A 14951-nucleotide genomic window follows, 5' to 3' on the forward strand; every position below is an offset into this window, starting at 1 on the left:
CCGACCAGCCTGGTCGAGTGGGGGCCTCAGCCAGCCGCGGGGGTCAGGATGCAGGTGATCTCGTCGTGGTCGAGGCAGGTCCGTCGGCGCCTGGTGCGCCGCCCGCCCCAGAGTTCGAAGCGGAGGTCGCGGAGCGGGATCCCAGGCCGAGGAGGTCGTCCCAGGTGATCTGCTGCAACTGTTCGCCACGCCCCGACATCGATGCCCCCTCAGGTGTGTCCGCAGAGGCACAGGACGCCCCCCAGCGAACTCTTGGAGGTGCTATCGGCGCCCTCCGGACCGACCTGAGGGTGGTACGGACCAGTTCTTCGCCGGGCGCTTCGGCACACTGGGCGGGTGCGAGCGGTGGTGCAGCGCGCCGACGGGGCGCGGGTCGTGGTCGACGGTGCGGTCGTCGGCGGCTTCGAGGGCGAGGGGCTGGTCGTCTACCTCGGCATCACCCACGACGACGGCCCGGCCGAGATCACCTGGATGGCGCGGAAGATCTGGGACGTGCGGGTGCTCCGCTCGGAGCGGTCCGCCTCGGACGTCGGCGCGCCGGTGCTGGTCGTCAGCCAGTTCACGCTGTACGGCGACGCCCGGAAGGGACGCCGGCCGACCTGGCAGGCCGCGGCCCCCGGGCCGGTCAGCGAGCCGGCGTACGACGCCGTCTGCGCCGAGCTGGAGCGGCTGGGCGCGCGGGTCGAGCGCGGGGTGTTCGGCGCGGACATGCGGGTGGAGTCGGTCAACGACGGGCCGGTCACGCTGATCCTGGAGCGGTAGCCGGGGCCCCGGCGCCTGCGTCGGTCGCCGCCCTGCCTCGGGTGCGGGGGTCCCGACAAGCTCGACCACCGGGGGCCGCTCGATGAGCGGAGGCTCGCCCGACCACCGGAGCTCGACCACCGCGACACCCGGGGGTGATCGCGGGCGAAATCCGGACGCGGCGGGGTGCGCGGCGGCATGATGCCGCCAGCGGTCCGGGACGCTCGTTCATGCACTCTGTGGGGAGGTCAGTCCATGGCCGTGGGCCGCCGCGCGCTCGCCGTCATCGTCGCCATCGCCGTCGCGCTGGTCACCGGGTCCACCATCGCCCTGGCCAGCACCGGGCAGGCCGCGGGCGAGCCCGCGCCGGCCCGGCTGCATCCGGTGCTGGTCAGCGGGTCCGGGGTCGGCGCCCTGACCTGGCACGGGCCGGGGGCCATGCTCGGGGAGTACGCCGCGAGCATCACCGCCGGCGCGATCGGCATCGCGGACCAGCCGCGGCTCGCCACGAGCGGCCAGGCCGACACGGTGCGCATCGGGAAGTACGCCACCAGCGGGCCCGCGGCGATCAGCCTGGCGCTGATCCGCGGCAACGCCGTCCAGCTGATCGGTGGCGTCGACCTGCCGGCGGCGGCCGGGGTGTACCAGTACGGCTTCGTCGACGGCGCCGGCGCGCCGACGACGCTGCCGTTCCAGGCCGGCGACCGGCTGGGCATCGTCAACGAGTCGAGCGCTCCGCTCCCCGTGATCGCCAAGGCGAGCACGGCGTACAGCGAGGAGGAGTGCAACCTCGACGCCGCGAACGCGCTGACCGGCTGCACCATCGCGACCGTCGGGTGGCGGCTGCAGGTTGACCTGGGCGTCGGCGAGGCGGCGCCGAGCGGCCCGAGCACGTCCGCCTCCCCCACGGGCCCGGCGAGCCCGACCGGCTCCGCGACGCCGACCGGCTCCGCGTCACCCACCGGCTCGGCGTCGCCCACCGGCTCCGCGTCCCCGACGGGCTCGGCGTCCCCGACCACCCCGACCGGTTCCGCGACCCCGAGCGACCCGAGCGACCCGGGCGGCGTCGACCCCGGGACCCCGGGGGCGCCGGTGACCAACTGCCCGACCGGGATCGCGGCCGACGGCTGGCGGATCCCGAAGAGCACTCGGGCGCCGCGCTCGCTGGTCGGGTTCGACCTGGCCAAGGACGGCCGCGACAAGCTGCGGGGCACGCTGGTCACCTCGCTCACCGACAACCTGGTCGAGCGGCTGCCGAGCGGCCGCGGGGCGTACTACAGCAGCTCGACCCGCGCGTCGGCGTACTCCCTGGCCGGCGCGACCCAGGCCGTCGCCTGGTCCGAGCATCACGACGTCACGCTCGACAGCGGGCTGCTGCTGCCGTGCGAGGCCGTCTACGCGACGCTGCGGGCGGGCGGGCCCGCACAGCCGCTGCTGTGGGCGAAGTCCGGCGGCCTCGACCGCCTCGACGCCGCCGTCGACGAGGCCGGGCGGCTGGCGCTGGTCGTCACCAACGCGGCGCCGCTGGACAAGGACGTGCGTGCGCTGTACTGGCCGGCGGTGCGCAAGGACGGGGTGTACGACGTGCGGGCCGGCACCCGGCTGCCGCTGCGCGGCGTCGAGACGGTGCGGGTCGCGACCGCCGGTGGGCGGGTCGTGATCGCGGTGGCCGGGTTCGGCCGGATGGCGGTGTACACCGGGCCGATCACCGGCCAGCTCCGGGAGGTGTTCCGGGCCCGCAAGGTCGACCCGTCGCTCGACGTGGCGGTGGGGCGCGGCGGCACGCCCGTGGTGGCCTACGCCAGCGACGGCCGGCTGCACCTGCTGGTCGGCGGGCGCGACGTGGACACCCGCTACCCGGCGTACGGCGCGGCCATGGCGCTGTCGAAGTCCGGCACCGTCGCGCACCTCGCCTGGTCGGTCAAGCCGACCGCGGAGCCGTGCCCGACCAGGTCCGGGCTGCTGTACAACTGCGCCGGCCGCAACGCGCTGCTGGTCGCCGACGCCGCACTCTCGAACGGGCGGCTGCGGCACGTCGGCATCGGCGCCTGGCTCGGCGACGGCGTCGCCCCGCAGGTCGTGGTCGGGCCGGGCGACCGCGCGGCGGCGTACTACATCCCGCCGACCAGTCGTCGGCTCGTGGTGCGGCCGGTGCCGTGAGGGTCGGCGTCTGGCGCGGGCGGCGGTGACCGGGCAACCGAACCTGACCCACGCACGGTTGCTGGCACACCGCCGGCCCCGGCCCGCCGGCCACCGGAACGCAGACCGGCCCGCCACCTGGAGGTGGCGGGCCGGTGCGGTTGAGGCAGGTGGTGCCGGGGCGGGTCAGATCGCGACGACGACCTCGGCCACCCGGCCGACCTCGGCGTGCACCCGCCGGTCGACGGGGTCGGCCTTCGGGGCCAGGGTGCGCAGCGTCCACTCGCCGGTGCCGGCGAAGAACCGGAAGTGCCCGCTGGCCGAGGTCGGGACCTCCGCGGTGAACTCACCGGTCCGGTCCAGCAGCCGCACGTAGGCGTTCGGGACCGGCTCGCCGTCGCGGAGCACCTGCCCCTGCACGATGGCCTCCTTCTTGACGTCCACGCCGTCGAGGGACAGGCCGCCCTCGGTCGCGCCGCACATCAGGCCTCCCCGGGCTCGTCGCCGATGGCGACCGGGACGCCGACGAGGGAGCCGTACTCGGTCCAGGAGCCGTCGTAGTTCTTCACGCTCTGGTGGCCGAGCAGCTCCTTGAGCACGAACCAGGTGTGCGAGGAGCGCTCGCCAATCCGGCACAGGGCGATGGTCTCCTTGGCGTCGTCGAGGCCGGCGTCGGCGTACAGCGCCTTGAGCTCCTCGTCGGACTTGAAGGTGCCGTCGTCGTTGGCCGCCTTGCTCCACGGCACGTTGATCGAGGTGGGCACGTGGCCGGCGCGCTGCGCCTGCTCCTGGGGCAGGTGGGCCGGGGCGAGCAGCCGGCCGGCGTACTCGTCGGGGCTGCGCACGTCGACCAGGTTCTTCACGCCGATCGCGGCGACGGTGTCGTCGCGGAACGCGCGGATCGAGAGGTCCTGCTCCTGGGCGGTGTACGACGTCTTCGCGCGGGTCGGCCGCTCCTCGGTCAGCTCGCGGGAGTCCAGCTCCCACTTCTTGCGGCCGCCGTCGAGCAGCTTGAGGTCCTGGTGGCCGTAGAGCTTGAAGTACCAGTAGGCGTAGGCGGCGAACCAGTTGTTGTTGCCGCCGTAGAGGACCACGGTGTGGTCGTTGGCGACGCCGCGCTCGGAGAGCAGCGCCTCGAACTGCTGCTTGTTGACGAAGTCGCGCCGGACCTGGTCCTGCAGGTCGGTCGTCCAGTCGAGCTTGACGGCGCCCTTGATGTGGCCCTTGTCGTAGGCGGTGGTGTCCTCGTCGACCTCGATCAGCACGACCTTCGGGTCGTCCAGGTGCTCCTCCACCCACTGGGCGGTGACGAGGGAAGTCTCGCGGCTCATATGTCTACCTTTCCTGTGCAGCGGCGGCGGCTGCGGGTCTGTGTGCGGTGGTGGGTCAGTGCGCGGTGATGCGGCGGCCGAGCAGGTACAGCTCGCAGCCGAGGCAGAAGCGGAACAGGGCGTTCAGCAGGGCGGCGACCAGTGCGAAGCCGGTCGCGACCAGGCCGAGCAGGTCGACGCCGGCGAGGAAGCCGACCAGGGCGACGACGGCGAAGCCGAGGCCGACGGTCTGGGCGAACCGCGGCGGGGCCGGGTCCTCCAGGTGGTCCGGCACCGCGAGGCGGGGCCGGACCAGGGTGCGGAACAGCCAGGAGTACGGCGTGTGCTGCACGCCGCGGGTGGCCCCCACGGCGAACACCGCGGCCTGGAGGGCCAGCACCACGACCGCGGCCGGGCCGGGGGCGAGCAGGAGGACCACGATCAGGGCGATCGAGGTGAGGGCCGCGGCGAACTGGGGGCCGCGGGGGTCGATGCCGGCCGGTCGCCGCTCGGCCGGACGCTGGGCCTGGTCGGCCTGGTGGTGCTGCTGGGTGGTGGACATGTCTCTCCTGCTGACGGGTGCGGATGCCTGCTGGTGGCCCGAGGGGCGAGGCGGGTCGCGGCACGCCGAACGGCGGGACTCCCTGTCGGGCCGGGACCGCGATCTGACGAGGTCAGTCCGGGGGGCTCAGGACAGCGGGAGGAGAAGAAGCGCGCGACTCGCGGTCAGCGCATTCGACACAGCGACGAGCGCGTGCGGCAGTGGTCCACCGCGCGGCGCTTGGTCAGCATGGTCGAGAACATGGGCACCACAGTAGGGACCGACCCGCCGGGGCGGACAGCGCCCGTCTCGCGGATTGAGACACCAGTCCAGGATGCGGACATCAGGTGATGCCCAGGGCCGCGATCACCTGCTCCTTGCGCGGCGCGCCGACGGCCCGGGTGACCTCCTGGCCGGTGGCGTCGAGCACCAGCGTGGTGGGCGTGCGCATGATCCCGAGCGCGCGGACCAGGTCGAGGTGGTGCTCGGCGTCGACCTCGAGGTGCTCCACGCCGGGCACGACGTCGGCCACCTCGGACAGGGTGCGCCGGGTGACCCGGCAGGGCGCGCAGAACGCCGAGGAGAACTGCAGCAGGGTGGCCTGCTCCCCCAGGGTCGCGTCCGGGAGGGCCTTCGTGACCTGGGTCCAGGTGGTTCCGAGGCTCGTCGCCGACACTCCGCCCTCGACCACCGCGGCGGCGTCCTCCGAGGTCGGGGCGGCCGGGCTCGTCGGGGTCGCCGGGGACTGGCGGACGCGGTGGGTGCCGCGGAACCGGCCGTCGGTGAGCGCGCGGTAGGAGCCGAAGGCGACCGCGAGGGCCACCGCGGCGATCGCGATCCAGGCGCCGGGGCTCACGTCGTACCCAACCAGCGAAAGCACGGCGACATTCCACCGCACCTGAGAACGTTGGCCCCGTGGCCGCGCCCTTCTCGAGACAGACGATCGCGGTCGCGCTCGTGATCTACGCCGCCGCGCTCGGGTTCGCGCTCCTGGTGCCGTACGGCGCGGTGCCCTCCTCGGGCGCCTCCTGGACCGCGGAGCTCGCCGCGCGGCTCGGCGCGCCGGCGTGGGCGGTGGAGCCGTCGCGGTGGGAGTTCCTCGCGAACGCACTGATCCTGATGCCGCTCTCCGCGCTCGGCTCGCTGCGGTGGCCGCGCACCACGTGGCGGGACTGGACGGCGTACGCGTTCGTGATCGCCGCCGGCGTCGAGCTGGCCCAGGGGCTGTTCCTGCCGGAGCGGTCCGCGACGTTCACCGACGTGGTCGCCAACACCCTCGGCGGGCTCGGCGGGGCGGCGGTGGTGCTGGCCGGGCGGCGGCTACGGCGTACGCCGGCCGCGTAGCCGCTCGACCTCGCCCTCGAGCCGGCGGACCCGGTCCTCGAGGCGGAGCACCTCGGCGATGCCGGCCAGGTTGAGGCCCGCGGCCAGCAGGTCGCGGATCCGGTGCAGCCGGTCGATGTCGGCGGGGCTGTAGAGGCGGGTGCCGCCGGCGGTGCGGTCGGGGTCGACCAGGCCGCGGCGCTCGTAGACCCGCAGGTTCTGGATCTGCATCGCCACCATGTCGGCCGCCACCGAGATCGCGAACACGCCGCGGGTGCGCTCGGTCATGGTGGCTCCTTCCTGGGTGGGTGGCTGGCTCCGGCAAGTTTCATCGGCCGGCCGATGAAACTCGTGCCTGGACGATGCAGCTTCATCGTCCAGGGTCGAGATCTGTCGGCCGGCCGATGAAACTCGGCGCCGCCGCGGCCTGCTCCGGTCTTGATTCTGCCTCACGTTTGGAATATAAGAAACCTGTAACCGTTGATACAGATACGGGGACTCACGCAGGACCCCGTCCAGAGTGCGACCAAGGAGGACAAGTGATGTTGCTGCGTACCACCGACCCGTTCCGGGACTTCGACCGCCTGACCCAGCAGCTCTTCGGCACCACGAACCGTCCCGCGGTGATGCCGATGGACGCCTGGCGCGAGGGCGACCGCTTCGTGATCGAGTTCGACCTCCCCGGCGTGAGCAAGGAGAGCATCGACCTCGACGTCGAGCGCAACGTGCTGACCGTCCGCGCCGAGCGGGTCGCCCGCAACGGCGACTGGGAGGCGCTGGCCTCCGAGCGGCCGCGCGGCATGTTCAGCCGCCAGCTGGTCTTGGGCGACAACCTCGACCTGGACCACATCGAGGCCGGCTACACCGACGGCGTGCTGCGCCTGGTCGTGCCGGTCGCCGAGAAGGCCAAGCCGCGCAAGATCCAGATCGCGGCCGGCTCGAGCGACACCGAGCGGACCGCGATCGAGGCCTGAGCAGCCGGCTCACACCGAGGGCCGCCCCCGCGCGGGGGCGGCCCTCGGCGCGTCTTCAGCAGCCGGCGCCGGCCGAGACCCACTCCGAGCCGAAGACGGTCTTGACCGTCACGCCGACCAGCGCCCCGACGGTGGCCTGGAGGAGCCCCCCGGCCGGGACCGTGCCGATCAGCGTGCCGAGCGCGTTGAACACCCGGTACTCCTTGGCGCCGGGCACCTCGGTCCAGGTCATCGTGAGGTTCACGCCGAGCACCCCGCTGCAGGTGACGGTCGGCGGGGTCAGGGGTACGGCGGCCAGGTTCACGCCGCCGACGTCGGCGGTGTCCGACCAGGATCCCGTCGTCGCCTGCACCTGGATCGTCAGGTCGCTCGCGGAGCCGGCGAGGGCGCTGGCCGCCCCGGCCGGCAGGCCGACCTGGACGCAGACCTGCTCGGACGCGCCCGCCGCGAGGGTGCGCGCCGTACCGACGAGCGTCCCGCCGGCGGTCGCGGCGGACCCGGGCAGCGCCGTGCCACCGCAGCTCGTGCCGTCGGTGCTCGTCGCGTCCGTGACGAGCAGCCGCAGCGCGGCGAGCAGGCCGTTGCCCGCGTTGGTGCCCGACGTCGTGGCGGTCCATCCCAACGCGACGTTCCCCTGGTTGCCGACGGTCAGCACGGTCGCCGCCGTCTGGCCCGGCACCAGGCGCGGCAGGTCGAGCGGCGCGTAGCTCGCCACCGCGTCCTGCCCGTCCACGCGCAGGTCGAGCCGTCCCGAGCTCATCGAGGTGCCCGGGATCGACGTGGCGTCCGTCCAGCCGGCCGAGGTCACCCCGCTGCCCGCGAGGACCAGGACCGCGGTGAGCGCGGCGGCCGCCGCCAGCACCCGGTCACGCACCGGTCGTCCCCGGTGGTCGACGGAGCCGGTCCCGGGCGGCACCGGCGAACATCACCAGCGCGTAGACCAGCAGCGCCGCCACCGCGAGCCCGAGGACGACCTCGCGCTGCCGTCCGGTCAGGAGGTTGGTCAGGTAGCCCAGGTAGGGCACGAAGTACCAGCGCTCGCCGACGATCTGGTAGGTCCGCACCATCGCGCCGTCCGGGGCGTCGTTCGCGTCCCCCTTGGTGCGGAAGGCCGGCTGCCCGGTCGCGTCGAACCCCACCCCGACGACCCGGTGCGTGACGACGGCCGGGTCGTGCTCGCGCGGCATGAAGGTGATCACGGAGCCGACGTCGATGTCGGCGGGGTCCACCGGCCGCACCACGACCAGGGTTCCGGGCGGCATCACCGGGCGCATCGAGCCGGTGAGCACGGCGAAGGGCGTCGCACCGCCCAGCCGGGGCAGGACGACCGCGGCGAGCACGGCGGCCAGCACGACCGCGAGCAGCATCCACTCCCCCGCCCGGCGGAAGCCGTCGAGGAAGGAGTCCCGGGAGTCCGCGGCCATGGCGTGGAGCCGGCGCTCCGGTCGAGCCCGGGGCGCCGTACCCGGTGTCAGGCCTGGGTCGCCGTCACCGTGACGTTGTCGAGCGTCGCGGTGAGGCCCTGGATCGTGTTGTCGGCGGAGGCCGGCAGCGTCACGGTCATCGTCGCCTTGATGACGGTTCCGTCAGCGAGCTGGGTCGTCGCGTCGATCGGTGAGCTGTCTGCGTTGTTCACATAGGTTGCGGCCGTCGTCAGCACGCCGGTGAGGCCGTTGGCCGTCGCGAAGCTCGGTGCCGTGACGCTGAGCGTGGCCTTCAGGTTGGTGCCGACGGCGTCGACCTCGAAGGTGCAGACCTGGGTGAGCACCGACCCCGGGACGATCTTGATCGTGGCCGGATCGAACGCGGAGGCGCCGATCTTCCATCCGTTGCAGGTCGCGTTGATCAGGTTCAGGTGGCCGGTGCCGATGTCCGTGCCGGTGAACGTCCCGTCATCGCTCCAGCCCGCCCGCGTGCCCATGCCCCCGAAGAGCAGCAGCGCGGCGGCTCCAGCAGCCAGGGCGCCCTTCGTCGACTTCCTCATGCGTCCCCTCCCATCGGAACACCCGGTCCCCTCCGACCGGGGTGACCCGAGTGTGGCGCGAGTCATACCGAGGCTGAGGGACCGCCGCACCCGGTCTAGCCCGGGACGGACGGTCGGCGCACTGCGCGGACGGCCGGGATCTCGACAAGCTCGATCACCCGTAACGGCTCGATCACCGGTGGGGCGTCACGACGAACGAAGAGGTCAGCCGCCGGCGAAGGGCGGGAGGAACTCCACCGAGGACCCGGGGGGCACGAGGACGCCCTCCGGGTCCTCGCTGTTCACGGGGCGGTCGCCGACCAGGGTCGAGCAGATCTTGAGGACGTCGGGCAGCCGGGTGCCGGGGTGCAGCGCGACCGCCCGCTCGAGCACCTCGGCGAGGGTGATCGGGCCCTGGACCGCCAGCGCGTCCGAGGCGACGCCGGCCGCCGAGCGCGCGGAGGCCCAGTAGTGGACTTCGATCGGGGCGAGGCTCATGTCCGGTATTCTCCCCGACGAGGCACCAGCGAGACACCTCGACCGAAGCCCAGCGCTGCGTTTCGGTCCCCACCCGTCCGGGAGGAGACCACCATGAGCACCCTCCTGCTGCTCACCAGCGCACTCCAGCCCTCCGCCGAGGTGCTGCCGGGCCTGGCCCTGCTGGGCCACCACGTCAAGATCCTGCCCGCCGAGGGCAGCGCGCTGCTCGAGGCGCCCGACTCCGACCTGCTGCTGGTCGACGGCCGCCAGGACCTGGCCCACGCCCGCGACCTGTGCCGGTTGATCCGCACCACCGGCACCGACGTACCGGTCCTGCTCGTCTGCACCGAGGGCGGCCTCTCCGTCGTCACCCACGACTGGGGCATGGACGACGTCGTGCTGCACACCTGCGGGCCGGCCGAGCTCGAGGCGCGGATCAAGCTCGCCATCGGCCGCCTGGCCGCCCGCCGCGACGCCGACGACCCGGAGTCGCACGTGATCCGCACCGGCGAGGTGGTCGTCGACGACGCGACGTACACCGCCAAGATCGGTGGCCGGCCGCTGGACCTAACGTTCAAGGAGTTCGAGCTGCTCAAGTTCCTGGCCCAGCACCCGGGCCGGGTCTTCAGCCGCCAGCAGCTGCTCCAGGAGGTGTGGGGCTACGACTACTTCGGCGGCACCCGCACCGTCGACGTGCACGTACGCCGGCTCCGCGCCAAGCTCGGCCCCGAGAACGAGACCCTGATCGGCACGGTCCGCAACGTCGGCTACCGGTTCGTGCTGCCGGCCAAGGACCAGCAGGCCGTGGCCGCCGACGCCCGCGAGCCGGCCGACGCCGCCGAGGTCGCCCCGGGCGGGTCAGGCGGCCGGGGCGCCCAGCGCTGAGGACAGCAGCGCGTGGTGGTGGGTGTAGGCCGCCAGCATCGTGTAGAGCGCCCGGGTCGCGGCGACCGCCTCCCACGGCTGGACCGGCCCCGCCAGCTCGCGGGTGATCGCGGTGATCGCCCGGATCTGGGCGCGCATCGCCTCGGCCAGCAACCGGGTGTCCGCGCGCTGCGCGGCCTGGAGCAGGCAGCGCTCGTCCTCCTCCAGCCGGGGCACCAGCGCGGTCTCGCAGACCCGCGCCACCCGCCCGCGGGCCATCGTGACGTCGTCGCCGGCCTCGAACGCCGCGAGCAGCCCGCGGCCGGCGGTCATCAGCTGCAGCCGGAGCACCTCGTGGTCGTCGTCGGGGACGCAGGTCATGGCGGCGTACATCCTCAGCCGCCGTCGCCGTCGCCGTCGCGGGCCCGCGGCGCGGCCTGGGCCCGGCGGGAGCGCCGGGCGGCCCGCGACCCGTTCAGGGCGACGCCGTTCCCGGCGCCCGCCTCCTGGATCGTGCGCAGCGCCTCGACCACGGCCTCGTGCTGGGCCCGGACCCGCTCGAGCTCGGCGCGGGTCTCCAGGTAGTCCTGGAGGTAGGCGTCGCGCTCCGCGACGACGTCGCGCAGCGTCTCGAGCGCGGCCCGGGGGTCCTCGGCGCCCCGCTCGAGGTGCGCCCCGGGCCCGGCCGGGACCGGGGGCTCCTCGGCGAGGACGACGTCCCGCACGTCGGGGTCGAGCCGGTCGAGCTCCTCCTCGTACGGGTCGACCGGGTGCGGCTCGAGCTCGATCCGGGGCAGCACCCGGTCCAGCCAGGGCGGCAGGTACCACGCCAGCCGTCCCGCGACCGCCATCAGCGCGGGCACCAGGACCAGCCGGACCAGGGTCGCGTCGATCGCGATCGCGACCGCCAGGCCGAAGCCGAACAGGTTCACGACCCGGTCGTCGTTGAGCAGGAAGCTGGCGAAGACCACCACCATCACCGAGGCGGCGGCGGTGATCACCCGGGCGGTCGCGGCGATCCCGTCGGCGACCGCGGCCCCGGCCTGGCCGGTGCGCAGGTACTCCTCGCGGACCCGGCTGAGCAGGAACACCTCGTAGTCCATCGACAGCCCGAACAGCACCGCGAACAGCATCATCGGCGCGAACGACTCGATCGGCCCGGGCTGGGCGCCGAACACGTCGGAGAGCCAGCCCCACTGGAAGATCGCGACCACCGCGCCGTACGCCGCACCCACCGAGAGCAGGTTCATCAGCGCGGCCTTGACCGGCACGAAGATCGAGCGGAACTCGACGAGCAGCAGCAGGAAGCTCAGGCCCACGACGAAGGCCATGAACCACGGCATCCGGTCGGTCAGCTTGTCCGCGAGGTCGATGTTGGTGGCGGTGGCGCCGCCGACGTGCACCTCGGGCTCAGGCCGGGCCTGGGGCTGAGCCCGGGTGTCGTCGGCGGCGCCGTCCCGGCCCACCTGGTCGCGGAGCCGGTGGACCAGGTCCTCGGTGGCCTGGTCGTCCGGAGAGGTACTCGGCACCACGGTGAGCACGGCGGTGTCGCCGGCCTCGTTGACGGCCGGCGGGGACACCTGCTCGACGCCCTCGACGCCGGCGATCTCGCCCGCGAGCGCCTTCGCGGAGCGCTGGGTCTCCGCGGCGGTGCCGTCGGGGTAGCTCGCGGTCACCACGAGCGGGCCGGTCCAGCCGGGCCCGAAGTCGGTGGCGATCAGGTCGTACGCCGCCCGCTCGGTGCTGCCCACGGGGGCGGAGCCGTCGTCGGCGGTGCCCAGGCGCAGGTCGAGCAGCGGGATCGCGAGCGTGGCCAGCACCGCGACCGCGGCGAGCAGGTACGGCCAGGGCCGGCGCTGCACGTGCCGGGTCCACCGGTGCCAGCCGCTGACCCGGCCGCCGCCGTGGTCGAGCCGCGGGCGGCGTACCCGGAGCCGGTCCAGCTGGTCGCCGAACACCGCGAGCAGCGCGGGCAGCAGGGTCACCGCGGCGAGCATCGTGGTCGCGACGGTGATCGCGCTGGCCAGGCCCAGGGTGGCGACGAACGGGATGCCGATGGCGTAGAGCGACAGGATCGCGATGATCACGGTGGTGCCGGCGACCAGCACCGAGCGGCCGGCCGTGGACAGCGCGATCGGGATCGACTCGCGCGCGGAGTGGCCGGTGGCCAGCCCCTCCCGATGGCGGGTGACCACGAGCAGCGCGTAGTCGATGCCGACGCCCAGGCCGATCATCGCCGCGACGACGGGCCCGGCGGTGCCGATGGTGACCTGGTCGGAGAGCAGGAAGATGATCCCCATCCCGAGCCCGAGGGCCAGCACGGCGGTGAGCAGCGGGACCAGCATCGCGAACACCGAGCCGAAGGCCAGCAACAGCACCAGGACCGCGGCGGCGAGCCCGATCGCCTCGCTGCCGGACGGGTGGTTCTCCGCGTCGAGCGCGGCGCCGCCGTACTCCACCTGCACGCCGAGGTCGGCGACCGGCGCGAAGGCCTCCTGCGCCGCGGTGAGGTCCGCCTCGGCGATGTCGGTCGCGCGCTCGTCGAAGCGGACCGTCGCGACCGCGGTGGTGCCGTCGGCGGAGACCATCTGCGGGCCCGGGCCGTACGGCGAGGCCGCGGACGCGACGCCCGGCCGGCCGGCGACGTCGGCGACGGCCGCCTCCACCGCGGCGCGGACCTGCCCCTGGTCGACGCCCTTGTCGTCGTGGATCACGACCTGCATGCCGTCGCCGGACATCTCGGGGAACTTCGCCCGCAGCTCGTCGTAGGCCTGCTGGGAGTCGGTGTCCTTCAAGGACAGGTCGTTGCTGAACGAGCCGCCGTAGGACTGCCCGGCGAACAGCACGCCGGCCACGAGGATCAGCCAGGCGATCACGACCAGGAAGCGGTGGCGCACCGAGAAGGTGGCCAGGGTTCGCAGCATCAGGGCTCCCGTCGGTGCGGCGGTCGGCCCGGACCGACCGGACCCTCACGGACTAACTGAGACACTGTCGTCTCACTTGCGGGAACTGTAGCAGGGCCCGGCAACGAGCCCCGCATCCTCGCCCGGGCGGCGGCCCGGGCGGCGGCTCGTGCGGCGGCTCGGGCGGCGCGCAGCCGGGTGAGCGCCGCCGCCAGCGCGAGCAGGGCGATGGCGACGACGCCGTCGAGCCACCAGTGGTTCGCGGTGAGGATCACGACCAGGTAGGTGACGCTCGCGTGCAGCGCCGCGAGCACGGCCAGTGGTCGCGGGCCGGTGCGGAACACGATGTAGGCGATGGCGACCGCCCAGCCGACGTGCAGACTGGGCATCGCGGCGAACTGGTTGGCGACGTCGCCGCTCACCCCGTCGTACGCCGAGGGCCCGTAGACGGCCATCGTGTCGACGAAGCCCCACTCCGGGAACATCCGGGGCGGGGCCAACGGGAACGCCATGTGGATGACCAGCGCCGCGCCGGTCTGGACGGCGATCAGGTTGCGGGCCCAGACGTACTCGTGGCGCGGGCGCCGCACGAACCCCCACGCGAGGAACGCCACCATCAGCGGGAAGTGCACGAACGTGTAGTAGGTGTTGGCCAGCCGCAGCAGGAGCTCGACGTCGAGCAGCCGCTGGAGGCTCGCCTCCGAGGGGAGGCCGAGCGCCCGCTGCGCGTCGGTGACCAGCTCGGCGTTGTGCCGGGCGGTGGCCTGCTGGCCGTCGATGGCCGCGCGGCCGAACCGGTACAGGTTGAACAGGGCGGCGACCAGCACCAGCTCGACGAGGGCAGCGCGGAGCCGGAGGTGGCGGGCGGGCCGGTCGAGCATCGGGGCCTCCGGAGCTGGGTCACGCGGCGGGGTGGCACGAGTGTAGACACATGTATGCACATCTGATCAAGTGCGGTCCCGGCGCGGGCCGCGCGGTGGAGGCACGTGTCGAGACAGGTGTGTTAGCGTCGCCGGCATGAGCGGTACGACGGGCGCGGCCCGCGGCGGTGCGCCGCGATGACGGTCCGGCCCGCCGGCCTCGCCGGCGCCCGCGGCCAGGCCCGGGAGAAGACCCGCGACGCGGTGCTCCAGGCCGCGCTGCGGCTGTTCTCCGAGCACGGCTACCTCGCGGTCCGGGTCGAGGACATCGCCCGCGAGGCGGGGGTGTCCCGGGCGACGTTCTACAAGCACTTCGCCGAGCGCGAGGAGATCCTCGCGATGCTGCTCACCCGGCTGCTCGGCGCCGACGAGGGCGCCGGCACCGAGGTCGAGCAGCCGGCGGGCGACCTGGCCGCCCGGGTCCAGGCGCTGGGGCGCGCGATCGTCGACCGGATGCTGGAGCAGGAGCAGCTGGCCCGGTTCGTCTACAGCCTGCCCGTGCGGCACGAGGCGCTGCTCGGTGCCCAGCAGCTCCCCCGGCCCTCCGCCTTCGGCCGCGTCGACCGGCTCCTCGACGCCGCCGACGCGGCGGGCGAGCTCCGCGACGGCGTACCCCTGGCCGTGGTCCGCACCCAGGTGCATGCCGCGATCGAGACCGCGCTGCGCGAGTGGGCCACCGGCCAGGCGACGGACCCGCACGAGCGGCTGGCCCAGCACCTGGATGTGGTGCTGCACGGCGCCGCGGCACCGACCCGCAAGGCGATCCGCCGGCGCTAGCGAGGCCAGGTCCGTG

The 14951-nt window shown here is 73.8% G+C and carries 18 protein-coding genes; 6 read left to right on the top strand and 12 right to left on the bottom strand.

Annotation, left to right across the window (positions count from 1 at the left end; all coding sequences use genetic code 11):
- The first annotated feature begins 336 nt into the window (after positions 1 to 336).
- A complete protein-coding gene (dtd, locus tag NOCA_RS22850) occupies positions 337 to 762 on the top strand; it encodes a D-aminoacyl-tRNA deacylase (RefSeq protein WP_041546849.1) in 426 nt (141 codons plus the stop codon).
- A 234-nt stretch (positions 763 to 996) separates the two neighbouring features.
- Positions 997 to 2901, top strand: coding sequence for a hypothetical protein (locus NOCA_RS22855; RefSeq protein WP_041546850.1), 1905 nt, complete (start codon positions 997 to 999; stop codon positions 2899 to 2901).
- Between the two features lie 165 nt (positions 2902 to 3066).
- Here NOCA_RS22855 and NOCA_RS22860 read toward each other — a convergent pair whose 3' ends face one another.
- The 4 genes from NOCA_RS22860 to NOCA_RS22875 all read right to left on the bottom strand — a co-directional run bounded on the left by NOCA_RS22860 (position 3067) and on the right by NOCA_RS22875 (position 5611).
- Positions 3067 to 3363 carry a DUF1416 domain-containing protein gene (locus NOCA_RS22860; protein ID WP_011757655.1) on the bottom strand — a complete coding sequence of 99 codons (297 nt, stop codon included), beginning with the start codon at positions 3361 to 3363 and terminating at the stop codon, positions 3067 to 3069.
- A complete protein-coding gene (locus NOCA_RS22865; protein WP_011757656.1) occupies positions 3363 to 4211 on the bottom strand; it encodes a sulfurtransferase in 849 nt (282 codons plus the stop codon). Before NOCA_RS22865 ends, NOCA_RS22860 begins: the two co-directional genes overlap by 1 nt.
- A 55-nt stretch (positions 4212 to 4266) precedes the next feature.
- Positions 4267 to 4752 (bottom strand): DUF4395 domain-containing protein, encoded by a 486-nt coding sequence (locus NOCA_RS22870; RefSeq protein WP_011757657.1) that lies wholly within the window; start codon positions 4750 to 4752, stop codon positions 4267 to 4269.
- Positions 4753 to 5074: 322 nt separating this feature from the next.
- Entirely contained in the window at positions 5075 to 5611 is a 537-nt protein-coding gene (locus NOCA_RS22875; RefSeq protein ID WP_238383389.1) for a thioredoxin family protein, read from the bottom strand.
- 35 nt (positions 5612 to 5646) lie between these two features.
- Between NOCA_RS22875 and NOCA_RS22880 the strand changes: the two genes are divergently transcribed.
- A complete protein-coding gene (locus NOCA_RS22880) occupies positions 5647 to 6075 on the top strand; it encodes a VanZ family protein (RefSeq protein ID WP_011757659.1) in 429 nt (142 codons plus the stop codon).
- Here NOCA_RS22880 and NOCA_RS22885 read toward each other — a convergent pair.
- A complete protein-coding gene (locus NOCA_RS22885) occupies positions 6052 to 6342 on the bottom strand; it encodes a MerR family transcriptional regulator (RefSeq protein ID WP_011757660.1) in 291 nt (96 codons plus the stop codon). The two genes, NOCA_RS22880 and NOCA_RS22885, sit on opposite strands and share 24 nt — an antisense overlap.
- A gap of 257 nt (positions 6343 to 6599) precedes the next feature.
- On the opposite strand from NOCA_RS22885, the gene NOCA_RS22890 reads away from it, so the two are divergent.
- The gene (locus tag NOCA_RS22890) at positions 6600 to 7028 is read left to right on the top strand and encodes an Hsp20/alpha crystallin family protein (RefSeq protein ID WP_443189702.1); all 429 of its coding nucleotides are present in this window, start codon (positions 6600 to 6602) and stop codon (positions 7026 to 7028) included.
- A 55-nt stretch (positions 7029 to 7083) separates the two neighbouring features.
- Here the strand turns inward: NOCA_RS22890 and NOCA_RS22895 are convergent, their stop codons facing one another.
- The 4 genes from NOCA_RS22895 to NOCA_RS22910 form a co-directional block, all read right to left on the bottom strand.
- The gene (locus NOCA_RS22895; RefSeq protein ID WP_011757662.1) at positions 7084 to 7902 is read right to left on the bottom strand and encodes a hypothetical protein; all 819 of its coding nucleotides are present in this window, start codon (positions 7900 to 7902) and stop codon (positions 7084 to 7086) included.
- Positions 7895 to 8452, bottom strand: coding sequence for a signal peptidase I (locus NOCA_RS22900; RefSeq protein ID WP_011757663.1), 558 nt, complete (start codon positions 8450 to 8452; stop codon positions 7895 to 7897). The genes NOCA_RS22895 and NOCA_RS22900 overlap by 8 nt, the downstream gene beginning before the upstream one ends.
- 47 nt (positions 8453 to 8499) lie before the next feature.
- On the bottom strand, positions 8500 to 9012 hold the full coding sequence (locus NOCA_RS26135) for an alternate-type signal peptide domain-containing protein (protein ID WP_011757664.1): 513 nt from the start codon (positions 9010 to 9012) through the stop codon (positions 8500 to 8502).
- Positions 9013 to 9216: 204 nt separating this feature from the next.
- Positions 9217 to 9489, bottom strand: a complete 273-nt coding sequence (locus tag NOCA_RS22910; RefSeq protein WP_011757665.1) for a MoaD/ThiS family protein — start codon at positions 9487 to 9489, stop codon at positions 9217 to 9219.
- A 93-nt stretch (positions 9490 to 9582) separates the two neighbouring features.
- Here NOCA_RS22910 and NOCA_RS22915 point away from each other — a divergent pair, with 93 nt between their 5' ends.
- The gene (locus NOCA_RS22915) at positions 9583 to 10356 is read left to right on the top strand and encodes a winged helix-turn-helix transcriptional regulator (RefSeq protein ID WP_011757666.1); all 774 of its coding nucleotides are present in this window, start codon (positions 9583 to 9585) and stop codon (positions 10354 to 10356) included.
- On the opposite strand, the gene NOCA_RS22920 is transcribed toward NOCA_RS22915, so the two are convergent.
- The 3 genes from NOCA_RS22920 to NOCA_RS22930 are packed head-to-tail and all read right to left on the bottom strand — an operon-like array spanning position 10330 to position 14119.
- A complete protein-coding gene (locus NOCA_RS22920; protein WP_140404068.1) occupies positions 10330 to 10716 on the bottom strand; it encodes a hypothetical protein in 387 nt (128 codons plus the stop codon). The two genes, NOCA_RS22915 and NOCA_RS22920, sit on opposite strands and share 27 nt — an antisense overlap.
- A 14-nt stretch (positions 10717 to 10730) precedes the next feature.
- Entirely contained in the window at positions 10731 to 13259 is a 2529-nt protein-coding gene (locus NOCA_RS22925) for an MMPL family transporter (protein ID WP_011757668.1), read from the bottom strand.
- A complete protein-coding gene (locus NOCA_RS22930) occupies positions 13259 to 14119 on the bottom strand; it encodes a phosphatase PAP2 family protein (RefSeq protein WP_011757669.1) in 861 nt (286 codons plus the stop codon). Before NOCA_RS22930 ends, NOCA_RS22925 begins: the two co-directional genes overlap by 1 nt.
- Positions 14120 to 14296: 177 nt before the next feature.
- Here NOCA_RS22930 and NOCA_RS22935 point away from each other — a divergent pair, with 177 nt between their 5' ends.
- A complete protein-coding gene (locus tag NOCA_RS22935) occupies positions 14297 to 14935 on the top strand; it encodes a TetR/AcrR family transcriptional regulator (protein WP_011757670.1) in 639 nt (212 codons plus the stop codon).
- Positions 14936 to 14951 lie beyond the last annotated feature (16 nt).

Source organism: Nocardioides sp. JS614, assembly GCF_000015265.1.
Classification (GTDB): Bacteria; Actinomycetota; Actinomycetes; order Propionibacteriales; family Nocardioidaceae; genus Nocardioides.

Coding starts and splice junctions, on each gene's coding strand:
- NOCA_RS22900 (WP_011757663.1), bottom strand. CDS start 8,452: ATGGCCGCGGACTCCCGGGACTCCTTCCTCGACGGCTTCCGCCGGGCG.
- NOCA_RS22885 (WP_011757660.1), bottom strand. CDS start 6,342: ATGACCGAGCGCACCCGCGGCGTGTTCGCGATCTCGGTGGCGGCCGAC.
- NOCA_RS26135 (WP_011757664.1), bottom strand. CDS start 9,012: ATGAGGAAGTCGACGAAGGGCGCCCTGGCTGCTGGAGCCGCCGCGCTG.
- NOCA_RS22935 (WP_011757670.1), top strand. CDS start 14,297: ATGACGGTCCGGCCCGCCGGCCTCGCCGGCGCCCGCGGCCAGGCCCGG.
- NOCA_RS22870 (WP_011757657.1), bottom strand. CDS start 4,752: ATGTCCACCACCCAGCAGCACCACCAGGCCGACCAGGCCCAGCGTCCG.
- NOCA_RS22865 (WP_011757656.1), bottom strand. CDS start 4,211: ATGAGCCGCGAGACTTCCCTCGTCACCGCCCAGTGGGTGGAGGAGCAC.
- NOCA_RS22930 (WP_011757669.1), bottom strand. CDS start 14,119: ATGCTCGACCGGCCCGCCCGCCACCTCCGGCTCCGCGCTGCCCTCGTC.
- NOCA_RS22925 (WP_011757668.1), bottom strand. CDS start 13,259: ATGCTGCGAACCCTGGCCACCTTCTCGGTGCGCCACCGCTTCCTGGTC.
- NOCA_RS22915 (WP_011757666.1), top strand. CDS start 9,583: ATGAGCACCCTCCTGCTGCTCACCAGCGCACTCCAGCCCTCCGCCGAG.
- NOCA_RS22860 (WP_011757655.1), bottom strand. CDS start 3,363: ATGTGCGGCGCGACCGAGGGCGGCCTGTCCCTCGACGGCGTGGACGTC.
- NOCA_RS22910 (WP_011757665.1), bottom strand. CDS start 9,489: ATGAGCCTCGCCCCGATCGAAGTCCACTACTGGGCCTCCGCGCGCTCG.
- NOCA_RS22855 (WP_041546850.1), top strand. CDS start 997: ATGGCCGTGGGCCGCCGCGCGCTCGCCGTCATCGTCGCCATCGCCGTC.
- NOCA_RS22920 (WP_140404068.1), bottom strand. CDS start 10,716: ATGACCTGCGTCCCCGACGACGACCACGAGGTGCTCCGGCTGCAGCTG.